At 68.5% G+C, this 20,110-nt stretch carries 23 protein-coding genes; 10 read left to right on the top strand and 13 right to left on the bottom strand.

The features are described 5' to 3' along the window. Positions 1-5: 5 nt before the first annotated feature. Positions 6-2,579, bottom strand: coding sequence for an excinuclease ABC subunit UvrA (locus AC3WL7_RS06955; protein ID WP_492749784.1), 2,574 nt, complete (start codon positions 2,577-2,579; stop codon positions 6-8). Positions 2,580-2,824: 245 nt separating this feature from the next. Here AC3WL7_RS06955 and AC3WL7_RS06960 point away from each other — a divergent pair, with 245 nt between their 5' ends. After that, positions 2,825-3,274: a hypothetical protein gene (locus tag AC3WL7_RS06960; RefSeq protein ID WP_492749786.1), complete on the top strand. Its 450-nt coding sequence runs from the start codon at positions 2,825-2,827 to the stop codon at positions 3,272-3,274. A gap of 81 nt (positions 3,275-3,355) precedes the next feature. Here AC3WL7_RS06960 and AC3WL7_RS06965 read toward each other — a convergent pair whose 3' ends face one another. After that, positions 3,356-4,075, bottom strand: a complete 720-nt coding sequence (locus tag AC3WL7_RS06965) for a GNAT family N-acetyltransferase (protein ID WP_492749787.1) — start codon at positions 4,073-4,075, stop codon at positions 3,356-3,358. Positions 4,076-4,369: 294 nt separating this feature from the next. Here AC3WL7_RS06965 and AC3WL7_RS06970 point away from each other — a divergent pair, with 294 nt between their 5' ends. The 3 genes from AC3WL7_RS06970 to AC3WL7_RS06980 are packed head-to-tail and all read left to right on the top strand — an operon-like array spanning position 4,370 to position 5,858. Continuing rightward, on the top strand, positions 4,370-5,032 hold the full coding sequence (locus AC3WL7_RS06970; RefSeq protein ID WP_492749788.1) for a hypothetical protein: 663 nt from the start codon (positions 4,370-4,372) through the stop codon (positions 5,030-5,032). A gap of 20 nt (positions 5,033-5,052) precedes the next feature. Continuing rightward, positions 5,053-5,553: a hypothetical protein gene (locus AC3WL7_RS06975; protein ID WP_492749789.1), complete on the top strand. Its 501-nt coding sequence runs from the start codon at positions 5,053-5,055 to the stop codon at positions 5,551-5,553. A 26-nt stretch (positions 5,554-5,579) separates the two neighbouring features. Then, positions 5,580-5,858: a hypothetical protein gene (locus AC3WL7_RS06980; protein ID WP_492749790.1), complete on the top strand. Its 279-nt coding sequence runs from the start codon at positions 5,580-5,582 to the stop codon at positions 5,856-5,858. 43 nt (positions 5,859-5,901) lie between these two features. Here the strand turns inward: AC3WL7_RS06980 and AC3WL7_RS06985 are convergent, their stop codons facing one another. The 6 genes from AC3WL7_RS06985 to AC3WL7_RS07010 all read right to left on the bottom strand — a co-directional run bounded on the left by AC3WL7_RS06985 (position 5,902) and on the right by AC3WL7_RS07010 (position 9,774). Further along, on the bottom strand, positions 5,902-6,573 hold the full coding sequence (locus AC3WL7_RS06985) for an Ivy family c-type lysozyme inhibitor (protein ID WP_492749792.1): 672 nt from the start codon (positions 6,571-6,573) through the stop codon (positions 5,902-5,904). Between the two features lie 110 nt (positions 6,574-6,683). Then, the gene (locus AC3WL7_RS06990) at positions 6,684-7,709 is read right to left on the bottom strand and encodes an NAD(P)H-dependent glycerol-3-phosphate dehydrogenase (RefSeq protein ID WP_079224703.1); all 1,026 of its coding nucleotides are present in this window, start codon (positions 7,707-7,709) and stop codon (positions 6,684-6,686) included. Positions 7,710-7,729: 20 nt separating this feature from the next. Continuing rightward, positions 7,730-8,248, bottom strand: coding sequence for a protein-export chaperone SecB (gene secB / locus AC3WL7_RS06995; protein WP_108763643.1), 519 nt, complete (start codon positions 8,246-8,248; stop codon positions 7,730-7,732). Positions 8,249-8,347: 99 nt separating this feature from the next. Further along, positions 8,348-8,785 (bottom strand): rhodanese-like domain-containing protein, encoded by a 438-nt coding sequence (locus AC3WL7_RS07000; protein ID WP_079224699.1) that lies wholly within the window; start codon positions 8,783-8,785, stop codon positions 8,348-8,350. A gap of 57 nt (positions 8,786-8,842) precedes the next feature. Then, the gene (locus AC3WL7_RS07005; RefSeq protein WP_079224697.1) at positions 8,843-9,274 is read right to left on the bottom strand and encodes a hypothetical protein; all 432 of its coding nucleotides are present in this window, start codon (positions 9,272-9,274) and stop codon (positions 8,843-8,845) included. 32 nt (positions 9,275-9,306) lie between these two features. Then, the gene (locus AC3WL7_RS07010) at positions 9,307-9,774 is read right to left on the bottom strand and encodes a YiiD C-terminal domain-containing protein (protein WP_079224696.1); all 468 of its coding nucleotides are present in this window, start codon (positions 9,772-9,774) and stop codon (positions 9,307-9,309) included. Positions 9,775-9,808: 34 nt separating this feature from the next. Here AC3WL7_RS07010 and AC3WL7_RS07015 point away from each other — a divergent pair, with 34 nt between their 5' ends. The 3 genes from AC3WL7_RS07015 (at position 9,809) to AC3WL7_RS07025 (ending at position 12,981) form a co-directional block, all read left to right on the top strand. Further along, positions 9,809-10,597, top strand: a complete 789-nt coding sequence (locus tag AC3WL7_RS07015) for a uroporphyrinogen-III synthase (protein WP_492749794.1) — start codon at positions 9,809-9,811, stop codon at positions 10,595-10,597. A 104-nt stretch (positions 10,598-10,701) separates the two neighbouring features. Further along, positions 10,702-11,679, top strand: coding sequence for a uroporphyrinogen-III C-methyltransferase (locus AC3WL7_RS07020; RefSeq protein WP_108745667.1), 978 nt, complete (start codon positions 10,702-10,704; stop codon positions 11,677-11,679). 6 nt (positions 11,680-11,685) lie between these two features. Continuing rightward, complete coding sequence (locus tag AC3WL7_RS07025; RefSeq protein WP_492749795.1) at positions 11,686-12,981, top strand: heme biosynthesis protein HemY; 1,296 nt, start codon at positions 11,686-11,688, stop codon at positions 12,979-12,981. A 152-nt stretch (positions 12,982-13,133) separates the two neighbouring features. Here the strand turns inward: AC3WL7_RS07025 and AC3WL7_RS07030 are convergent, their stop codons facing one another. Further along, positions 13,134-14,429 carry an acetyl-CoA C-acetyltransferase gene (locus AC3WL7_RS07030; RefSeq protein WP_492749796.1) on the bottom strand — a complete coding sequence of 432 codons (1,296 nt, stop codon included), beginning with the start codon at positions 14,427-14,429 and terminating at the stop codon, positions 13,134-13,136. A 93-nt stretch (positions 14,430-14,522) separates the two neighbouring features. Here AC3WL7_RS07030 and AC3WL7_RS07035 point away from each other — a divergent pair, with 93 nt between their 5' ends. Continuing rightward, entirely contained in the window at positions 14,523-15,410 is an 888-nt protein-coding gene (locus tag AC3WL7_RS07035; protein ID WP_492749797.1) for a hypothetical protein, read from the top strand. 108 nt (positions 15,411-15,518) lie between these two features. Here the strand turns inward: AC3WL7_RS07035 and AC3WL7_RS07040 are convergent, their stop codons facing one another. From AC3WL7_RS07040 to AC3WL7_RS07055, 4 genes are all read right to left on the bottom strand, one after another. Then, positions 15,519-16,151, bottom strand: a complete 633-nt coding sequence (locus AC3WL7_RS07040) for a superoxide dismutase family protein (RefSeq protein ID WP_108745663.1) — start codon at positions 16,149-16,151, stop codon at positions 15,519-15,521. A 31-nt stretch (positions 16,152-16,182) separates the two neighbouring features. Continuing rightward, on the bottom strand, positions 16,183-16,752 hold the full coding sequence (locus AC3WL7_RS07045; protein WP_492749798.1) for a superoxide dismutase family protein: 570 nt from the start codon (positions 16,750-16,752) through the stop codon (positions 16,183-16,185). Positions 16,753-16,845: 93 nt separating this feature from the next. Then, positions 16,846-18,294, bottom strand: a complete 1,449-nt coding sequence (ntrC, locus tag AC3WL7_RS07050; protein WP_492749799.1) for a nitrogen regulation protein NR(I) — start codon at positions 18,292-18,294, stop codon at positions 16,846-16,848. Beyond that, the gene (locus AC3WL7_RS07055) at positions 18,287-19,348 is read right to left on the bottom strand and encodes a two-component system sensor histidine kinase NtrB (protein ID WP_492749800.1); all 1,062 of its coding nucleotides are present in this window, start codon (positions 19,346-19,348) and stop codon (positions 18,287-18,289) included. The genes ntrC and AC3WL7_RS07055 overlap by 8 nt, the downstream gene beginning before the upstream one ends. Positions 19,349-19,487: 139 nt before the next feature. On the opposite strand from AC3WL7_RS07055, the gene AC3WL7_RS07060 reads away from it, so the two are divergent. Together AC3WL7_RS07060 and AC3WL7_RS07065 are read left to right on the top strand one after the other, a co-directional pair. Continuing rightward, positions 19,488-19,769: a type II toxin-antitoxin system RelE/ParE family toxin gene (locus tag AC3WL7_RS07060; RefSeq protein ID WP_492749801.1), complete on the top strand. Its 282-nt coding sequence runs from the start codon at positions 19,488-19,490 to the stop codon at positions 19,767-19,769. 13 nt (positions 19,770-19,782) lie between these two features. Next, positions 19,783-20,079 carry a HigA family addiction module antitoxin gene (locus tag AC3WL7_RS07065; RefSeq protein ID WP_492749802.1) on the top strand — a complete coding sequence of 99 codons (297 nt, stop codon included), beginning with the start codon at positions 19,783-19,785 and terminating at the stop codon, positions 20,077-20,079. The last annotated feature ends 31 nt before the right edge of the window (positions 20,080-20,110 follow it).

Below are 20,110 nucleotides of genomic sequence, written 5' to 3' on the forward strand. Positions count from 1 at the left end.
TCGCCTCAGCCGCTTCGCTTCAGCTCACCCGCAAGGAAGGGTGCCGTCCTGCTGCCCTTGGCCCGAGCGACCTGGTGCGGCGTGCCTTTCGCCACAACGGTGCCGCCCGCCCCGCCGGCACCCGGGCCGACGTCGATCACCCAGTCCGCCTGCGCGACCGCGCGCATGTCGTGCTCGATCATCACCACCGTGTTTCCCGCATCCACCAGGCGCTGCAGCTGGACCATCAGCCGGTCCGCGTCCGATGCGTGCAGGCCCGTGGTGGGTTCATCCAGCACGTACAAGCTGCGGCCGCGCTGGCTGCGCTGCAGTTCGGTGGCCAGCTTGATGCGTTGCGCCTCGCCACCGGAGAGCTCGGTGGCGGGCTGGCCCAGCCGCAGGTAGCCCAGGCCGATGTCCCGCAGCAGGTGCAGCGGGCGCGCAATGGCCTCTTCCTCGCTGAAGAACGCATGCGCCTCGTCCACCGTCATCTGCAGCACCTCGGCGATGTTGCGGTCCTTCCACAGCACCTTCAGCGTGGCCTCGTTGTAGCGCGCCCCATGGCAGGTAGGGCACGGCGCATAGACGCTGGGCATGAACAGCAGTTCGACGCTGACAAAGCCCTCGCCTTCGCAGGTTTCGCAGCGGCCCTTGGCCACGTTGAACGAGAAGCGCCCGGCGTCGAAGCGGCGGCGGCGCGCGGTGGGCGTCGCGGCGAACAGCTTGCGCACGTGGTCAAACAGCCCGGTGTAGGTCGCCAGGTTGGATCGCGGCGTACGGCCGATGGGCTTCTGGTCCACCTGCACGACGCGTTGCAGGGCATCCACATCACCGGCCAGCCGGCCGCGTGTTGCCTCGATCACCGTGGGGCCATCGGTCGGCGGCGCATCTGCAGTGTCTTCCGCAGGCTCGTGGCCCAGGTGCAGCAGCACCAGCTCAGGCAAGGCCTGCGCCATCAGGCTCGACTTGCCCGAACCGGAGATTCCGGTCACTGCGGTCAGCACGCCCAGCGGCACCTGCGCGTCCACGCCCTTCAGGTTGTGCCGGTGGATGTCCTTCAGCTCCAGCCAGCTCGAGGCACTGCGCTGCCGGCTGGCAGGCGCCGCCACCCGGTCGAACAGATACAGCGCCGTCCGGGAATCCTCGACCTGGCGCAACCCCTCCGGCTCACCGCTGTAGAGGACGCGCCCGCCGTGCTCGCCCGCCTCCGGTCCCACATCCACCAGCCATTGCGCGCGACGCATCAGCTCCAGATCGTGTTCGACCACGAACACCGAGTTGCCGCCGTCACGCAGCCGCTCCAGCGCGTCGTACAGCGCCTGGCTGTCGGCCGGGTGCAGACCCGCCGATGGCTCATCGAGCACGTACAGCACACCAAACAGCAGCGAGCTCAACTGCGTGGCCAGCCGCAGGCGCTGCAGTTCGCCGGCCGACAGCGTCGGCGTCGCGCGATCCAGTGACAGGTAGCCCAGGCCCAGGCCACGCAGCTGGCGCACGCGCGCCATCACCCCGCCCGCGAGGCGCTGCGCCGCAAGCTGTTTCTCTTCCGACAGCGCTGCCTTCCGGCCCGCGCGGGCACGCGTGCCGTAGCCGCTGAAATCACCTTCGGCAACCGGCTGCAGCAGGTCCGCCAGTTGGTCCAGTGGCAGGCGCATGAACTCGCCGATATCCACGCCAGCAAAGGTGACCGAGAGTGCCTCGGGTTTCAGCCGCTTGCCCTCGCAGGCCGGGCACAGCCTGCCCTCCATGTAGCGGGACACGCGCTTGCGCATCAGTGCACTCTGGGTATTGGCAAACGTGTGCAGCACGTAGCGGCGCGCGCCGGTGTAGGTGCCCATGTAGCTGGGCTCCTGCTTGCGCTTGAGCGCGGCACGGGTCTCGGCGGGGGTGAAGCCCGCATAGACCGGCACGCTCGGCGCCTCCTCGGTGAACAGGATCCAGTCGCGGGCTTTCTTCGGCAGCGTCTTCCACGGCACGTCGATGTCGTAGCCCAGCGTGACCAGGATGTCGCGCAGGTTCTGGCCGTGCCAGGCCGGTGGCCAGGAGGCGATGGCGCGCTCACGGATGCTGAGGGAAGGATCCGGCACCATCAGCGCCTCGGTCACCTCATACACATGGCCAAGGCCGTGGCAGGTGCTGCAGGCGCCCTGCGGCGTATTGGGTGAAAAGTCCTCGGCGTACAGCATGGGCTGGTTGGCCGGGTAGGACCCGGCGCGCGAATACATCATGCGTACCAAGCTGGACAGCGTGGTCACGCTGCCCACCGATGAGCGCGCATTGCTGGCACCGCGCTGCTGCTGCAGCGCCACCGCCGGCGGCAGACCATCGATGGTATCCACGTCGGGCACGCCCGCCTGGTCGATCAGGCGCCGCGCATAAGGCGCGACGGACTCGAAGTAGCGTCGCTGCGCCTCCGCATACACGGTTCCGAAAGCCAGCGATGACTTGCCGGAGCCGGAGACGCCGGAGAACACCACCAGCGCGTTTCGCGGAATGGAGACATCAATGTTCTTGAGATTGTGCTCGCGCGCACCGCGAACCTCGACGCAGCCACTGGCGGCGGCAGCGCATGACGATTCGCCAAAGGGAGTGTTGGACATCTTCGCGATCCTGCGGGCAGTGAATGGCACGCATCAACGCGTGCCCGGTGATGCATTCTCGCTGCTGCGGGGTGAACGTGGGTGACGATGCGCCCGGTTACGTGCAGTACGGCTCGAAGATCCGACTCCCTGTCAGACGGACCCACGGGCCCCGGTTGCGCGCATTATCCACGAACCACAGTGCGGGGGCTTTGCCCATGGCGACCCGTTTCGCTATAACCGGAGTTTTTCCAAGGTCATGTCCCATGACGCTGAAGGATCTGCTCGCCTCTGCTGTCTATCGCGACTACGTGCTCGCGCTGGATGCGCATCTCGAGCACCAGCGCTTCGACCACGACGCTGCAGTGGAGCCGGTGATCGTAGCCCTGCATGAAGCCTGGCTGGAGCACGCCGGTACCACGCCCATCGCATTGCGTGAGCTGATCACAACCGAACGCCTCCAGACGTTCAACTACATCGCGCAGAAGCTCGTTGCCTTCTCTGAAGCAGAGGGCGGTGCGGACAATATCGTCAATGAAGCGGCCAACCTGCATCTGCCCATTGGCCACCTGGTCGAGTACCTGGTCCTGCGTGACGAATCGTCTGACATCACCGCCTACCTGAGGAAGATTCGAATGCCTAGTGCGCGTGCTTACGCGGCGCGCGTTTCGAAGATGTTCCGCGCGGCCAGCATGAACCTGCCCGGGCCTGGTTGAAGCCGGACAGATTCCCGCGCGCCTGCAGTGCGCCGTTCCCGCGAAGAACGGACAGCTGGCCGCGCTATGATCGCGGCAGCCCTATGGCGAGCGGGCGACTTCCCACTTTCCATACGCCGTCAGCCCCAAAGATTCTGCAAGCCCATTCGAAGCCACGTTGTCGAACTGGCAGCGGTACTGCGCTTCATGTCCGCGCTCGCTGGCGTACTCAATCATCGCGCGCACCAGCGACCTTGCCAGGCCCTTTCCGCGCGCGCTCGGCGTGGTCAGCACACCCATATCGGCGATTGCCACGCCGCCCCAGGGGTAGAGGCTGGAGACCGCCAGCAACTCTGATTCGACGAACGCGCCAAAGGTCGCCCAGTGCCCCAGTTCCACGGAGGCATCGTCCTGATCGTCTGCAGGCACCTGTGCCATGAAGCCATCGAACAGCGCTGCATCGTCAGGCCTCAGCACGCGCACCTCGGGCAACGTGCCGGCTTGCGTCGTGGATGGGCCCGCAGCGGCCACGTAGTAGATGATATCGGGCGCGTGCATCTCGACGCCGGCGGCACCGAGGGCATCGCGCAGACCTTGCAGTGAGACCGGCAGAGTGTCCGGCGCGATTCCCAGGGCCGAAGCAATGGAGGGAGACAGTGCCGCACGCGTGCTGCCATGCGGATTCACCATCACCATTGCGCGGCGCTCGGCGGTGAGATGCGGGTTGATCACCAGGCTGAAGTCGCCTGCAGTCGGCATACGGATGCCGGCGTCGAACAGCCCATCCCAATGGGAGACAACGGCAGGGCTCCACTGGCACATCGTTGCGCTCCTTCTTTGCGGTCGTCCGAAACGCTGGAATCAAGCTTCGCCGCAAAGCGACATCGGCTTGAATGAGATGCCGACAGTTGGGCGCAGCATTCGCCGAGTATGCCGGACTCCAGACGGAGCGGTGCGCTGCACAGCGGGCAGACCTCACAGTGGAAGCCGGTCTTGCCGTGGCCGCGAGCCTCACATGCTAGATTCAACAAGACAGCCAAAGCATTTGCGACGAAGCTCACAAATCCCTGGCCGCCTGCGGCGGGAAAATGGAATTTCGCAAGGAGAGACTGCGCCATGAGGCACCCTGTTCGCCGCACCATGATGCGCACTGCGTGCGCTGCGATGTTGCCGCTCGTACTGGCTGCGTGCGGTACCCGCGATGACGCGGCATCCATCACCGCTGATCTGCGCGCCCAGATGGACGGCTCGAAGGTATGCGCGGTGCTGGTGGCACCCGAGTGGCCGATCGAGCAAAGCGCGGAACATCTCGCCAGCCCCGGAATCGAGGCCCTGATCGCCGCCGACCTCATTCGAGCCGAACCGGTGGTGAACCGTGCCAACGTGACGCCGCAGGCGCGCATTTCCATTACCGAAACCGGCAAGCCCTATCTGCAGCTGGAAGCGATCGGTCCTGGCAGCCCGCCGTCGCCCTACCTCTGTTTTGGCCGGAAGCAGATCACCAGCATCAGCCGCGGCGAAGACGGCGTGGTGCGCTACCGCTATCGCATCGTGGATCCTCCCGCGTGGGCCCTGCGCAGTGACATGCGCGCCGTGTTTCCCTTCCTTGCCCGGCTGATCGACCACGAACAGCACGCCGAACTTGGCGCGGTCAAGGAAGATGGCCGATGGCAGGTGCCCGGCGGCGCCATGCAGACCAATCTTGCCGAGCTGGGCAACATCGGCTTCCTTCCCTGCCCTTACCCCAATGCTTCGCCCGATGAAGACCCCTGCCGCTGAATGTCGAAAGGAGATCTGACATGAAACCTGCCCTCCTCAGCGCACTGTTCGCGCTGGCCTTTACCTCTACGGTCGCCAGCGAGGAAATGCCGGATGCGGGCTGGGCGAAGGACCCCGCGAGCGGATGCAGCTTCAAGGCGCCCCGCTCCCTGCCCTCGGGGCCGACCTATTGGATCGGCGACTGTACCGGCGGCAAAGCGACCGGCCTGGGCGTGTTGCGCCGTCGCGATGGAACGGTCGCGGGCGAGGCGTTCTACGGCGAACTGAAAAACGGGGTGCCGGTCATCGGCGTCATCGATACCCGCCGGGACGATCAGGGCGGCTTTGTGCTGGGCCGCTGGAAAGACGGCGATCTGGTATCCAACGATGACAACCCCTGGCAGGATCGCGCCGATGCCTTCACCACCGCTGCCAGCGCCGCTCGCGCAGCGAGTGCGGTGTTCAGAGCGCAGAAGAACGACGTGTCAGCCCGCTTCTACGCGCAGCAGGCTGAAATGCTTGCTGAGCAGCTTGACGGTTGAGCGATATATACGTGGAAAACGCGACGATGGAATGGACATTCGATCAGGCCCCGAACGTAGCGTGCATCACCTGCCAGGCCGTGCTGGACGGCAGTCCCGTCCTGGTCGTGACGCACTATGCCGATGATCACTCCTGGGCGTTCCTCGATGGCACCGAAGCCGATCCATCCCAGGCGCGCGTCGTTTCCATGCAAAGGGTCGTGCACCAGCATCCTGAACTTTCCGGGATCTCGGACCTGCTGCCGGGCATGACCGCCACGCGGCCTGCACCCGGCATGGCGTGGCGCACGGAACCGCACGACTGATCCACCCGCGTTGCGCCGGGCATGACCCGGCGCCAGCGCTGCGTCACTCGCAGAGCGCGCTGTCTTCCGTCAACGCAGCATCATCCAGCGGCCGCCGCTGCTCGATCAGCTCACGCTGTGCGGCCGTGGGCTCGCCCAGCCACCACACGCGGCAGCGCGCGGTCAGGCGGCCGACCATCTTCGACTGCGCGGGCGAGTACAGCATCGCCAGCGCGGTCCCCGGGCAATCGTGGGCCTGGCAGGCGGTGTAGAACCACCACGGCTCACCCTGCAGCGTCTCCAGCTCACCGGGGCCGCTGGGGCCGCTCAGCAGGCGTTCGCGCAGCGAGGGGATCTCCTTGTTGCTGGCCTCGGCGGCGGCGGTGTTCTGCATCAGCGCGTTGAATGCGGCCAGCACCTTCGGGTCCTTGCGCCCGCAGTCATCCACGGTGTTGCCGCCCACCAGGGTGAAGAACTGGGTGGCCAGCGGATTGTCCTTGCAGGTGAGTTCCGCGCCGGGGCTTTCCTGTTCCGGCTCACCCTCGTTGTCCCACACCGACGGGTCGACGCCGTCTTCAACGGAGGGTTCGGGTTCGACCGCCGTGGCGGTGGCGGCGGCTGCATCGGTTGCTTCAGCGGCGGGCGTGGGCTCGCTGCCGGCCTGCGGTGCCGGCGCCTGCGAACACGCGGCGAGCAGCGCGATCATCCATGAGAGGCCAATGTTGCGGGATTGCATTCCCTGTCCTTGGGTGTGTGGGCTGCGACGGAGGGATTCTACGCGGTGCCGGCATTCCGCCGGGTTGAACCCGCAGAAAAAACCCCGGCGCGTGGCCGGGGCTTTTCGATTCACTTGAACAGCGTGTCCGGGTATTCCGGCTTCTGTTCCCGCGCCAGCAGGGCGCGCAGGCCTTCTGCAGGCGTCTGTTCGCCGTGCAGCACGGCACGCACGCGGTCGGAGATCGGCAGGTCGATGCCATGGCGGCGCGCCTGTCGCATCACTTCGTCGGCGGTCTGTACCGATTCCACCACCTGGCCGATTTCGCGCACGGCATCCTGCAGCGTCTGCCCGCGGCCCAGGGCCAGGCCCAGGCGGCGGTTGCGCGACAGGTCGCCGGTGCAGGTCAGCACCAGGTCGCCCAGGCCAGCCAGGCCCATCAGGGTTTCCGGCTTGGCACCGATGGCCGCGGCAAGCCGCAGCATCTCGTTCAGGCCACGGGTGATGAGGCCGGCGCGGGCGTTCAGGCCCAGCTGCATGCCATCGGCCACGCCGGTGGCCACGGCCAGCACGTTCTTCATCGCGCCGCCCAGCTCGGCACCGACCATGTCATCGCCCGTGTAGGCGCGGAACGCCGGGCCATGCATGGCTTCAGCCACGGTCTGGGCGAATTCCGGCACGTCGCCGTGCACGGTGATGGCGGTGGGCAGGCCCAGGGTCACTTCCTTGGCGAACGAGGGCCCGGTGACCACGGCCAGCGGCACGTCGTCACCCAGGATCTCGCGCGCCACTTCATGCAGGAAGCGGCCCGAACCGGGTTCAAAGCCCTTGGTGGCCCACGCCACGCCGGCACCGGCCGGACGCAGCGGTGCCAGCGCACGCACGGTTTCGTTGAACGCGTGCGACGGCGTCACCACCAGCACCCAGGCGGCATCCTGCAGGGCGGCCGCCATGTCGGTGGTCGCACGCAGGCTGTCCGGCAACGGGATGCCCGGCAGGTAGCGCGGGTTCTCGTGGCGCTGGTCGATGGCTTCGACCACGGCGGCATCGCGCCCCCACAGCACGGTCGGGTGACCGTGCCGGGCAAGCAGCGTGGCCAGCGCGGTTCCCCAGGAACCAGCGCCCAGCACGGCGATCTTGTCAGCGGTAGTGCTCATCCGTGACGTCGCGGCGGTGATCAGGCGTTGCCGGCCGGCTCGGAGTCAGCCAGCGACGGTGCGTCGCCCTGCTCCTGGCGCTGGCGCAGGGTTTCTGCGTACAGGCCTTCGAAGTTGATCGGCTGCAGGAAGAACGGCGGGAAGCCGCCGGCCTGGATCAGGTCGCTGACCAGCTGGCGCACGTACGGGAACAGGATGTTCGGGCACTGGGTGCCGAGCAGCACGTCGATCGACTGCGGGTCCAGGCCGACCAGGCCGAACACGCCGGCCTGCTTCACTTCGGCCACGTAGGCGGTGCGCTCACCGGCCTGGCAGGTCAGGGTGACGGCCAGCACGACTTCGAAGGCGTTCTCGCCCAGGCGCTGCACCTGCTGGTTCAGGTTGAGCTGCAGTTCCGGCTGGACCTGGTCATTGAAGATGGTCGGAGCATTCGGCGATTCGAAGGAAACGTCCTTGACGTAGATCTTCTCGACGGTGAACGCGGGGCCGGTGGCGGCATCGACCGGCGCAACGGCGCCGTTGGTGGTCTCTTCGGACATTTCCAGTAACTCCAATGAATGCGATTAAAACGATGGTCGAACTACAGCGATGGGGGCGGCGGCGGGCCCATACAAGGCCAGTTCCGCCATCCCCTGCAATCAGTTGCGGCCCTTGACCAGCGGCAATTCGGCCTGCTGCCAAGCGGGAATGCCGCCTTCCAGCACGAAGACCTTTTCAAAGCCGGCCTTCTTCAGCGCCTTGGCGGCGGTTTCCGAAGCGTTGCCGCTGCGGCACACCAGGACCACCGGGCTCTGCTTGGCGTTTGCCACCAGCTTGTGCTCGGCGCCGAAGGCGCTGGCCTGGGCGTTGCGGCTGCCGGCAATGTGGCCCTTTTCGAAGTCACCGCTGGGCGACAGATCAACCACGACCGCGCCACCGGCATTCATCAGGTGGGTCAGCTCGGCCGGCTTGATGCCCTTGTAGCCCCGGAACAGGCGGCGGATTTCGGTGACGATGAGGGCCACGGTCAGGCCGACCAGGGCCGCGGACAGCATCGGGTTTCGGCCAGCGAAGGCCAGCAACTCTTCGTAATTCACTCAGGTCACGGGTCGATTAAGCGGGCGCCGATTGTCGCACAAGCCACAGCGGGCCGGTCACTGCCCCTGCCACAGGTCCGGCAGGCCGGCGGCCTGCCACCAGCGCTTGGCGTCCGGATCCCAGCGCCAGCGCTCGACCACCACCACGGTGCGCTCGGCCTGGGTGTTCTGGTTGATCACCCCGATTTCGACCCGGCGCTCGACCTGGCCGCCGTCCAGCGAGGCGCTGCTGCGCTCGCGGTAGGAGGACACGCGCAGCTGGGCGTAGCGGTTGAGCTCGAACTCGGTGGGCGGCTTTTCCTTGCGCAGCTCCGGGTCCAGGTAGGCAATGGCATCGTCCATGCTGCCCCAGCGGATGGTTGCGCCGTAGGCGATCTGGGTCTCTTCCAGCAGCTTGCGCTGCTTGCGGGTGAGGTCGTCGGCAGCGGCACTGGCCACGGCGCTGACCAGCAGCAGGGAGCACAACAGGATCTGGATCAGGCGGCGCATCGGTGGTTTCCCCAGGACGTCAGCCTGCCATCCTACCCTTTGGCGAAGGCAACGAAGCGACCGCTCAGCTCGGCGGCAGAGCGGCCATCGGCCCCCGGCTGGCGGGCGACGATGCTGATGCGGGCCTTGCCGCGCTGGCGGAAGGTGGCCAGGAAGGTGTCCCAGCTGCTGGCTTCGGCGGTTTCGGCGTGGGCGTGCAGGTCTTCGTAGACCGGCGCCAGGTAGCGCAGGTTGCTGTCGGCCACGTAGACCTCGGCGTCGTGCCCGGCCAGGCGCAGGCGCAGGCTGACCAGCGCCCAGCCGGACAGGGTGAGCACCGAGGCCAGGCTGCCACCGAAGGCGTTGCCCTTGTCGTTGACGTTGGCCACCAGCGGCGCGGTGATGCGCAGCACGCCGTCGGCATAGCCGTCCAGGCGGATCTGCATCGCACGGACCGCCGGCATGCAGTCAAGCACGTCCTGCAGGGCGGCCAGCGAGGAGGTCAGGGCATCAGCGGACATCGAGCAGCAACCACGACAACGAAGGGCCCGCATAATGACGTCAATGGCCGACCATACGATACCCACTGGCTGGACCCTGATCTCGCTGCGCCCGCAGGGGCAGCATGCCGGGCTGAGGCGGGCTGCGGCCAAGCTGGGCGGGGCGACCGTGGCGTTGTCGCCGTGGCGGCTGCAGCGGTTGCAGGGCCCGGCGGTCGAACAGCGGCTGAACCGCGCACTGGCCTGCGCACGGGTGGTATTCACCAGCCCGGCAGCGGTCGAAGCCGCTGCGGCGCTGCAGCACATGCCTGCGGCCCAGCGCAGCCCGTGGCTGACCGTGGGCGAAGGCACCGCGCGCGCCCTGCACGCACAGGGCATCAGCGAAGTGCACGCACCGCAGCGGATGGACAGCGAAGGCCTGCTGGGCCTGCCGGTGCTGGCCGAGGTGCGCGGCATGGACATCGGCCTGGTGACCGCACCGGGCGGCCGCGGCCTGATTGCCGCGCAGCTGGAGGCGGCCGGCGCGCGGATCCTTCGCGCCGACGTCTACCAGCGGCTGCCGCTGGCGGTACCGCGGCGAACACTGGCACGGCTGGCGCACTCGGCCACGCCGTGGCTGCTGGCCGTCAGCAGCGGCGAGGCGCTGCAGCGCTTCTGGCAGCAGTTGTCCCCCCGTTGGCAGCAGCGCCTGCGCACCGAGGCCATCGTGCTGGCCGCCAGCGCGCGCCTGGCCGAGCAGGCGCAGGCGCTGGGACTGGCCCGCGTGGTGCGCAGCGAAGGGCCCACCGTGGCCCAGATGGCAGCGGCCGCACACGCCGCGCTCACTGCCCCGGCAGCGACCTGAACAGGCACCCGGCGCACGCTTGCCGGGGTCATCGCCAACAGTGATTCTGTGTGCAACGCTGCCTGCCGGTTCCCCACCGGCGACGCCGCCGACAAGGAAGCCCGATGAACGACACCCCGCCACCTGCCCCCTCCCGCCGCACCCTGCGCTGGCTGCTGCCGCTTGCCGGGCTGGTGGTGCTGGGCGCCGGTGGCTATGCCGGCTGGCACTACTGGCAGCAACAGCAGAGTGACCGGGCAGCGCAGGCGCAGACCACGGCCGTGCAGCTGACCGGGCTGCAGGCCACCGTCGAGGCACTGCGCCGCGACCAGCGCGCGACCAGCCAGCGGCTGCAGGATGCGGCGGCCACCAACCGCGTGCTGCGCGATGAAATGCTGGGCCTGTCCCAGCGCAGCGCACTGCTGGAAGAGAACCTGGGCCGGCTGGCCGAGAGCGCCAACCAGGGCCGCCAGGCCGTGCAGCGCGACGAGGCCGAGCTGCTGCTGACCCAGGCCGCGCAACGGCTGGCCTTTGCCGACGATGTGGAAGGTGCGCGCCGCCTGTATGCGCAGGCCGCCACCGCGCTGGCCGACCTGCCCGACAACGAAGGCCTGAACCTGCGCCAGGCGCTGGTGCAGGAACGCGACGCGCTGGATGCGCTGGGACGTGGCCCGCGCGTGCAGGCGCTGCACCGGCTGGATGCGGTCGCCCAGGCGCTGCAGGGGCTGCCCTCCGAACTGCCGCCCTCGCCGGCCGAGGCGGCGGCCAAGCCGTGGTGGCAATCCGCGCTGGCGCCCTTCGTGGACATCACCCCCAGCCGCTTGAACGGCCCGCTGACCCAGGCCGAGCGCGCCGCTGCCGATGATGCGCTGCAGTTGGAACTGACCCTGGCCCGTGCGGCCATCGAGCGTGGCGACCGCAGCGGCCGTGATGCCGCGTTGAACCGCGTGGCCCACTGGGCGCAGCGCCGCTGGCCGGATTCACCGGGCCTGCGCGCGCAACATGCTGAACTTCAGGCCTTGCGCAAGGCCCCGCTGCAGGCCGAAAGCAGCGTGCTTGGCAGCACCCTGCAACAACTGCGCTCCCAGACCGACCGGAGGTAACGCCCGATGAAACCCCTGCAATCCCTGGTCGTACTGCTGCTGGCCGTGGCCATCGGCGTGGTGGCCGCGCAATGGCTTGGCACCGATGACCTGAACCGCTACGGCGAAGTGACCCTGCGCTACGGCGGCTACGACTACCACAGCAACCTGCCCAAGGTGGCCTTGCTGTCGGTGATCGGCGTGCTGGTGCTGTGGCTGCTGTGGAGCCTGGTGGCGGCACCGTTCCGCGCCTGGGGCCGCTACCGCCGCAAGCAGGGCCGCGTGCGCCTGATCGACGGCCTGCAGGCTTACGAACACGGCCAGTGGCAGCGTGCGGAAAAGCTGCTGGATGGCGCGGCCGCTGACCCGGAAGTGAGCGCGGTGGCATTGGCCAATGCGGTGCGCAGCGCGCAGTCGCGTGCCGATGCTGCATCTGGCGAGGCGCTGCTGCAGCGCCTGGGTGAAAGCGATGCCACGCTGCATGCGCTGCTGCGCGCCGAGCAGCTGTTGGCCCGCGACCTGCCGGTGGATGCGATCAACGTGCTGGACGTGGCGGCGATCCAGCCGCTGCCGCCGCGTGGCCTGTGGCTGCGCACCGAAGCGCTGGCGCAGGCCGGGCGCGCGCACGAGGCCTACGGCCAGCTGGGCGCGCTGCGGCAGAGCAAGGTGCTGCCGGCCGACGCCAGCAGCGAACTGGAAGCCCGCCTGGCCGCGCAGGCCCTGCTGGAGGCCGGCGATGTGAACGCGCTGGCCGCGCAGTGGGAAGCCACGCCGAAGGCGCTGCGGCCGACCCCGGACGTGGTGGCGGCCTATGCCACCCGCGCGGTGGCGCTGGATTGGGATGAGCCGGCGCTGCTGGCGCTGGAACAGGCGCTGGACCATCGCTGGGACGACGAACTGGTGGCGCTGTATGGCCGCCTGCCTGCCGAGCGGCTGGCCACCCGCCAGTCCAACCTGGCGCGCTGGCGCAACGTGCATGACGATTCAGCCGCGCTGCGCCTGGCGCAGGGCCGCATCGCTCTGGCCCAGCAGCAATGGGATGCAGCCGATGCGTTCCTGCACGAAGCCATTGCCGCCGGTGCCGGTGCGCCGGCGTGGGAAGCCCTGGGTGAAGCGTTTGCCCAGCGCGGCGAACACGCGCTGGCCGCGCAGTGCCTGGCCAATGCGCTGCGCCTGCAGCGTGGCGAGGACAGCGTGGCGCTGGTGCACGCGGGTGATGCCGCGCCGCGCAGCACCGTGGAAGAGCAGCCGCTCACGGTGCAGCCGCCGGTCTACGACGCCAACGAGGTCCGCGACGAGTTCGGCAACCCGCGGGTGCCGTGACCATGGCCGAGGTGTGCCGACCAACGGTCGGCATCCACCAACAAAGAACGCCGCCCGATGGGCGGCGTTTTTTGTTGATCTGGTAGTCGCCAACCTTGGTTGGCGCTCGAAGCGTGCCGACCAACGGTCGGCACCCACCAGAGCAGCGGTAATCAACGTTCGACGATCGCCACCACGCCCATGCCGCCGGCGGTGCAGATCGACACCAGCGCGCGGCCACCGCCGCGTTCTGCCAGCTGCTTGGCTGCCGTCGCGATCACGCGTGCGCCGGTGGCGGCAAACGGGTGGCCGGTGGCCAGCGACGAACCCAGCAGGTTGATCTTGTCCGGGTCGATGCGGCCCATCGGTGCATCCAGGCCCAGGCGGTTGCGGCAGTAATCCTCGCTCTCCCACGCACGCAGGGTGCACAGCACCTGCGCAGCGAAGGCCTCGTGGATCTCGTAGATGTCGAAGTCCTGCAGGGTCAGGCCGTTGCGCTTGAGCATCTCCGGCACGGCCACGGTCGGCGCCATCAGCAGGCCTTCGCCATGCACGAAATCCACTGCCGATACATGGGCATCGCGCAGGTAGGCCTGCGGTTCGTGGCCGTGCGCGCTGGCCCATTCCTCGCTGGCCAGCAGCACCGCCGCGGCACCATCGGTGAGCGGGGTGGAATTGGCGGCGGTGAGGGTGCCACGGCCGGAGACCTTGTCGAAGGCCGGCTTCAGCGTGGCCAGCTTTTCCAGCGAGGTGTCCGCGCGCAGGATGTTGTCACGCTCGACGCCGCGGAACGGGGCGATCAGGTCGCTGAAGAAGCCGCGCTCGTAGGCGGCGGCCAGCTTCTTGTGCGAGGACACCGCCCATTCGTCCTGCGAATCGCGCGAGATGTTCCATTCCTTGGCCATGTCCTCGCAATGGTCGCCCATGCTCTTGCCGGTGCGCGGCTCGGCCACGCCGGGGAACTCGGGCTTGAGCTCGGAGAACTTGAAGCCCGAGGTCAACGCGCGGATCTTGTCGCCGGTGCTCTTGGCACGGTTGGCGGCCAGCAGGCGCGCGCGCAGCTTCTTGCCGTAGACGATCGGCACGTCGGACGTGGTGTCCGAACCACCACCGATGCCCGATTCGATCTGCCCCAGGGCGATCTTGTTGGCCACGGTGATGATGCTGTCCAGCGAGGTGCCGCAGGCGCGCTGCAGGGTGATGCCGGGGGTCAACGGCGACAGGCCGGAGGACAGCGTGGCTTCGCGGCCCAGGTTCCAGTCGCTGGAATGCTTGATGACCGCACCCATGGCCACTTCACCCAGCTGCTGGCCGTGCAGGCCGAAGCGTTCGACCAGCGCACCCAGTGTCCGCACCGACATGCCGAGGTTGCCGACATCCGAATACGCGGTGTTCTGGCGGCAGAACGGAATGCGGACGCCACCGAGGATGGCGACGGGACGAGCGTTGGGCATGGAGATACCTGGCATGGATGAGGGTGTCTGCAACATGGCCTGCACGGCAGAGCAGGCATAATGGAGCCAAGTGTAGCTGCCGCCCTGTGATGGGCCAACCGTGGAACCATGAGCAAACCCGACCCCGCGATGAATGCCCTTGGCGTGCTGGCCCTGGAACTGGCCAACGGCGAAATCCCCCGCCAGGCGGTGCTCAGCGCCGACCAGGCCGGTGAACTGGCCGACCGTATCGGCCGTGACCTGGCCAAGCTGGTGCCGCAGGTGGCCGGGCTGGACCTGGTGTTCGCCGCCGCCCATTTCGACCCCGCTGAAATCCTGCGCCCGGGCTGGCCGATCCACCGCCGCCTGGAAGAACTGCAGATGCGTGCCCCGGGCCGCAGCCAGGGCCCGCGCCTGCTGGCCTTCGGTGCTGGCGCCGATGGTGAAGTGCCGCTGCCGTTCCAGGCCGATGCGACGCTGGTGGGCGGTGGCCTGCGCGTGGTGCCCTTCCTGCTGACCGGCAGCGACGTGGCGACCACCGCGGCCGTGGCCGATGCGCTGGAAGACGTGCTGCTGGCCAACGGCATGGCCCATGCTGATACGGCGTTGATGGCGCAGAACAGCTTCGGTGCCCGCATCGAGCACGCGCGCTACTTCACCGTGAACGACCTGGCCGCGATGATGTCGATGCAGTACGACAACCAGGGCCTGGCCGCGCTGTGGCCGCTGATCGAGACCGCGATCCTGGCCCCGGGCCAGGACGAGTGGCTGGAGAACGCACCCGAGCCGCTGCTGCGCTATACGCAGGGCGAGGCACGCATGGCGCTGTTCGATCCGGCCGGCTGGTGCGCGTACTACAACCACAGCAAGAACGACTGCGACCGCCTGCAGGGCATCTACGAACAGTTCCTGATGCGCCAGCGGCAGATGGCCGCGGTGCTGGAAGCGCACGGCGTGCCGGTGCTGTTCGTGCACTGCGAGGCCGGGCAGGACGCGCGCGAGCTGCTGGCGCGCTGATGGGTAGTGCCGGGCGCTGGCCGGCAACCCGGGATCTGCGATTGCCGGCCAGCGGCCGGCACTACCGATCAGGAAAAACGCCGGCTTGCGCCGGCGTTTTTCATTTCCTTACGGGGCCTTCTGGATGACCGCGCAGGCCAGGCGTGCGCCGGCGTTGCCGGTCGGCTGGGTCTTGTAGTCGTCCGCGTCGGCGTGGACGATCAGGCCGCGGCCGATGATGTCGAAGTCATCACCCTTGCCGATGTTGACGTTGCTCGAGACCGGGCCGTCGATGGTGGCCACGCCCTTGTCGTCGGCCTTGATGTTGGGCATGTCGCCGCCGTGGTGCGGGTCGGCCGACACATTGCCGTGGTCCTGCTTGCCCGGGTTGAAGTGGCCGCCGGCGCTCATGCCGTCCGGCGCGCTGCAGTCGCCCTTCTCGTGGATGTGGAAGCCGTGCTCGCTGCCCGGCTTCAGGCCGCTGATCTGGCCGGTCACGTGCACCTTGCCGTCGACCACCTTGAAGGTGACGCTGCCCTTGGTCTCGTTGCCCTGGGTCGGTGCCAGTTCGGCCGTGGCCGTGGCATCGGTGGCCGGGGCGGCTTCGGTGGCCGGTGCAGCGGCCGGATCAGCCGGTGCTGCCGAGCCTTCGGCCGGGGTGGTGGCCGGCGCTTCGGCTTCCGGGGCGGCCGGCTGCTGGTTGCAGGCCGCCAGGCCCAGGGCGGCGATGGCCGCGAACAGCGAGGTATGGATCAGACGCATGGAACTCTCCTTGGAATGAAGCCCGTGGCGATCAGCGGGTAACCCGGATCACACCGCAGGCGATGCGGACGCCGGCATTGCCGGCGGGCTGGCTGCGATAGTCATCGGCGTTGGCATGCACGACCAGTGCACGTCCGGCGATATCGGTGGCGGCGCCTCCCCCAAGGGTAACGCCCTTCAGGTGCACATCGATGTTCGCGCGGCCCTGGGCATCAGCCTGCAGGTTGTCGATGTCGCCCAGGTGGTGCTTGCCGCTGCCGGCGCGGCCGTGCGCGCTGCCAGCGGGATTGAAGTGGTTGCCGGCGCTGCTGGCATCCACCGCGCTGCAGTCACCGCGTTCGTGGATGTCGAAGCCGGCCTGCTGCATCGGCTGCAGGCCACCGACCAGGCCGGTCAGGTGCACGCCACCGCTTTCGGTCTTCAGCACCAGGCGGCCACTGACGATGCTTGCCGAGGCCGGCGCCAGGTTGGCTTCGGCCAACTGGGCCACGGGCGTGGTGACCACCGGCGGCGGGGTGGGCTGCGACTTCTGCGGCGCGCTGCCACAGGCAGACAGCAGCACGGCGGCGGACAGCGGCAGGATGGCAGGTGAAAGGCGCATCAGGAACTCCTTGCAGGGAACACTACGGACGGCATCGTCCATGGCGGATCAACAGTTCGGCAAGCGGGCGCGAGGACCGTGTGCACGGGCCGTTCAATGGCTCCCGCGGCGGCGGCCCGCGCCCAGCTTGCGGGTGAGCGTGTTGCGGCCCAGGCCGAGCCGCGCGGCGGCTTCGGCGCGGCGGCCATGGGTAATCTGCAGCGCTGCCTCCAGCAGGGCGTGGTCCACCCGTTCGCGCACCTGCGCATGCAGGCCTTCAGCGCCCTCGGCCAGCTGCCGACGCGCCCATTCGGACAGCAGCGCTTCCCACTGCCCCGGGTCGGCGCCTGCGGCACCGCCACGGCGGCTGCGCGTGCGGTTCAGCGCGGTATCGACGTCGGCCACGCCGATGGTGTCGGCGGCGGCAAGTGCCGCCATGCGCCAGCAGACGTTCTCCAGTTCGCGCACGTTGCCGGGCCAGTCGTGCTCGCGCAGCGCCTGCAGGGCGGCAGCAGTGAGCCGCTTCGGCGGCGTGTCGAGCTTGTGCGCGGCGGCGGCCAGGAAGGTGGTGGCCAGCTGCGCGATGTCCTCGCGGCGCTCGCGCAGCGGCGGCAGCTGCAGGCGCACCACGTCCAGGCGGTGCAGCAGGTCGGCGCGGAACCTGCCCTGCGCGACCAACCCTTCCAGGTCCTGGTGGGTGGCAGCGACCACGCGCACATCCACATGGATCAGCTCGCGCCCACCAACGCGGAAGAATTCGCCCTGGGCCAACACGCGCAGCAGGCGGGTCTGCAGCGGCAGCGGCATGTCGCCGATTTCATCGAGGAACAGCGTGCCGCCGTTGGCCTGCTCGAAGCGGCCGATGTGGCGGCGCTGCGCACCGGTGAAGGCGCCGGCCTCGTGGCCGAACAGTTCGCTTTCCAGCAGTTCGGCCGGAATGGCGGCGGTGTTGAGCGCAACGAATGGTCCGTGGGCGCGCGGCGATTCGCGGTGCAGGGCGTTGGCCACCAGCTCCTTGCCGGTGCCGGTTTCGCCGGTGATGAGCACCGCCAGCGGCGCCTGCGCCAGGCGCCCGATGGCGCGGAACAGCGCGCGCATCGGCGGCGTATCGCCCACCAGCTGCGGCGGCTGATCGCTGGGCGCGTCGGCCACCGGCGTGGGCGCGGCCAATGCCGGTGCCACGGCAGGCAGCACGCGCTGGGCCAGGGCCACCGCATCATCCAGATCGAAGGGCTTGGACAGGAATTCGTGGGCGCCGCCGCGGAAGGCGCCTGCCGTGCTGGCCACATCGGTGTAGGCCGACATCACCACCACCGGCAACTGCGGCAGCGCGGCCTTCAGCTTGTCCAGCAGCACCAGGCCATCGTCGCCGGGCATGCGCACGTCGGTGAACAGCAGCGCTGGCGCCGGGCCTTCGTTGAGGGCCTTCAGCGCAGGTGCGGCGCTGTCGAAATCGACGACCTGGTAGCCCGCCTCGCGCAGCGCGGTGCACAGCACGAAGCGCACGGCGCGGTCATCGTCGACCACCCAGATGCGCTGCGCGGTGGTGGGGGAATCAGACATCGCGCGGGGTCTCCTCGGCCGGGGCGGCGCCGTTGCCGATCGGCAGCAGCAGGGTGAACACGGTATGGCCCGGGCGCGAGCGGTAGGTGAGCGTGCCACGGTGTTCGCGCGCCACCTGCTGGGCCAGTGCCAGGCCCAGGCCGGTGCCTTCGGCGCGGCCACTGACCAGCGGCAGGAACAGGTGCTCGGCCAGTTCCTCGGGCACGCCACGGCCGTCATCGGCGATTTCCAGGCGCAGGGCCAGCGTGTGCAGCTGTTCGGCGATGCGCACGCCGTGCTCGACGCGCGTGCGCAGGGTGATGACCCCGGCGCCGGCCTGGATGGCGTTGCGCACCAGGTTCCACACCGCCTGGGTGAGGCGGTCGGCATCGCCATCGAATTCGGGAATGCTGGGGTCGTAGTCGCGCTGCAGGCGCACGGCCCAGCCAGCCTCGCTTTCGGCCAGGCGCAGCACGCGTTCCAGCGAGGCGTGGATGTTCAGCGGTGCATGCGGCGCGGCGGGTGCCGGCGACAGCAGCTGGTCGAGCAGGCCGTTGAGGCGCTCGATTTCCGAACCGATCAGCTCGATCAGTTCGCGCTCGCTGGCATCGCGCTGGGCGGCACGGCGGGCCAGCAGCTGGGCCGCGCCCTTCAACCCCGCCAGCGGGTTGCGCAGCTCGTGGGCCAGGCCCTTCAGCGCGGCACTGAGCGCGCTGGGCAGGGCCTGGGTCGGGTCGAGCCCGGGAAACTCGTCGACCGGATGGGCTTCGAGCAGCCAGCCGCCATCGTCGCGGCGGCTCATCCAGCCTTCGGCGAAACGCGCGCCCTCGCCCGGCAGGGCCAGCGCCAGGCGGTTGAGCCGCAGGCTGTCGCGCTCGTCGCGGGCGAGGAAATGGGCCAGCGCCTCGCCCTGCACTTCCAGCGCGGCCAGCGGCTGGCCGATCAGGCGGCGGACGCTGACGCCCAGCCAGCGGGCGAAGGCCGGATTGCAGCCGATGATGCGGCCATCGGCCCCGGCCCAGGCCAGCGGCGTGCCGAGGGCATCAAGGGACGGCGGGGGTGCGGGGTCGGACATTGCACCAATGTAGTGCAAAACCGACGGCGGGCATCAGATCACTTCGAATGCGTCACCGGACGTCGTGCGTGGGAATTACCTGTCAGGCTTGCTGAGCAGATACTAACGACTTACGATACTATCGACAAACGTTACTACCATGCCGATCCAGTCGTTCGCCTGCAAACGCACGCAGGCGCTGTTTGATGGCCAACGCGTGCCGAGGTGGCGCCACATCGAAGCCGCTGCTCTGCGTAAGTTGGCGATGCTCAACGTTGCGGCCGATCTGCGGGATCTGCGCATACCTCCGGCCAATCGCTTGGAGCCATTGCACGGAAACCGGTGCGGCCAGTACAGCATCCGCATCAATGATCAGTTCCGGTTGTGCTTCGTCTGGGCCCGAGAAGGCCCGGCTGAAGTTGAAATTGTCGATTACCACTGAAGGAGCCGCGCGCATGCGAATCGTCCCCTACCCCGCTCCCGGCGAGATCCTGCTGCATGAGTTCCTGGAGCCGCTGGGCATCACCCAGTACCGCCTGGCCAAGGCAATCGGCGTGTCGCAGCGCCGGATCGGCGAGATTGTTACCGGCCAGCGTGCCGTGACGGCAGACACCGGACTGCGGCTGTCCCGTTATTTCGGCGTGTCCGACAAGTTCTGGATCGGACTGCAGGCGGATTTCGATGCGGCGATGACCAAGGAGAAGCTGGCCGAGGTGCTGGCGCGGATCGAGCCTTACAACGCGGTGGCATGAATCTACCCGGGCTCGGATCCCTTTCCGTCAG

This window comes from Stenotrophomonas sp. FW305-3-2-15-E-LB1 (assembly GCF_058787375.1).

Excerpts from the sequence above, each read along its gene's own strand:
- AC3WL7_RS06955 (WP_492749784.1), bottom strand. The coding sequence starts at position 2,579 with ATGTCCAACACTCCCTTTGGCGAATCGTCATGCGCTGCCGCCGCCAGT.
- AC3WL7_RS06960 (WP_492749786.1), top strand. The coding sequence starts at position 2,825 with ATGACGCTGAAGGATCTGCTCGCCTCTGCTGTCTATCGCGACTACGTG.
- AC3WL7_RS06965 (WP_492749787.1), bottom strand. The coding sequence starts at position 4,075 with ATGTGCCAGTGGAGCCCTGCCGTTGTCTCCCATTGGGATGGGCTGTTC.
- AC3WL7_RS06970 (WP_492749788.1), top strand. The coding sequence starts at position 4,370 with ATGAGGCACCCTGTTCGCCGCACCATGATGCGCACTGCGTGCGCTGCG.
- AC3WL7_RS06975 (WP_492749789.1), top strand. The coding sequence starts at position 5,053 with ATGAAACCTGCCCTCCTCAGCGCACTGTTCGCGCTGGCCTTTACCTCT.
- AC3WL7_RS06980 (WP_492749790.1), top strand. The coding sequence starts at position 5,580 with ATGGAATGGACATTCGATCAGGCCCCGAACGTAGCGTGCATCACCTGC.
- AC3WL7_RS06985 (WP_492749792.1), bottom strand. The coding sequence starts at position 6,573 with ATGCAATCCCGCAACATTGGCCTCTCATGGATGATCGCGCTGCTCGCC.
- AC3WL7_RS06990 (WP_079224703.1), bottom strand. The coding sequence starts at position 7,709 with ATGAGCACTACCGCTGACAAGATCGCCGTGCTGGGCGCTGGTTCCTGG.
- secB (WP_108763643.1), bottom strand. The coding sequence starts at position 8,248 with ATGTCCGAAGAGACCACCAACGGCGCCGTTGCGCCGGTCGATGCCGCC.
- AC3WL7_RS07005 (WP_079224697.1), bottom strand. The coding sequence starts at position 9,274 with ATGCGCCGCCTGATCCAGATCCTGTTGTGCTCCCTGCTGCTGGTCAGC.
- AC3WL7_RS07010 (WP_079224696.1), bottom strand. The coding sequence starts at position 9,774 with ATGTCCGCTGATGCCCTGACCTCCTCGCTGGCCGCCCTGCAGGACGTG.
- AC3WL7_RS07015 (WP_492749794.1), top strand. The coding sequence starts at position 9,809 with ATGACGTCAATGGCCGACCATACGATACCCACTGGCTGGACCCTGATC.
- AC3WL7_RS07020 (WP_108745667.1), top strand. The coding sequence starts at position 10,702 with ATGAACGACACCCCGCCACCTGCCCCCTCCCGCCGCACCCTGCGCTGG.
- AC3WL7_RS07025 (WP_492749795.1), top strand. The coding sequence starts at position 11,686 with ATGAAACCCCTGCAATCCCTGGTCGTACTGCTGCTGGCCGTGGCCATC.
- AC3WL7_RS07030 (WP_492749796.1), bottom strand. The coding sequence starts at position 14,429 with ATGCCAGGTATCTCCATGCCCAACGCTCGTCCCGTCGCCATCCTCGGT.
- AC3WL7_RS07035 (WP_492749797.1), top strand. The coding sequence starts at position 14,523 with ATGAGCAAACCCGACCCCGCGATGAATGCCCTTGGCGTGCTGGCCCTG.
- AC3WL7_RS07040 (WP_108745663.1), bottom strand. The coding sequence starts at position 16,151 with ATGCGTCTGATCCATACCTCGCTGTTCGCGGCCATCGCCGCCCTGGGC.
- AC3WL7_RS07045 (WP_492749798.1), bottom strand. The coding sequence starts at position 16,752 with ATGCGCCTTTCACCTGCCATCCTGCCGCTGTCCGCCGCCGTGCTGCTG.
- ntrC (WP_492749799.1), bottom strand. The coding sequence starts at position 18,294 with ATGTCTGATTCCCCCACCACCGCGCAGCGCATCTGGGTGGTCGACGAT.
- AC3WL7_RS07055 (WP_492749800.1), bottom strand. The coding sequence starts at position 19,348 with ATGTCCGACCCCGCACCCCCGCCGTCCCTTGATGCCCTCGGCACGCCG.
- AC3WL7_RS07060 (WP_492749801.1), top strand. The coding sequence starts at position 19,488 with ATGCCGATCCAGTCGTTCGCCTGCAAACGCACGCAGGCGCTGTTTGAT.
- AC3WL7_RS07065 (WP_492749802.1), top strand. The coding sequence starts at position 19,783 with ATGCGAATCGTCCCCTACCCCGCTCCCGGCGAGATCCTGCTGCATGAG.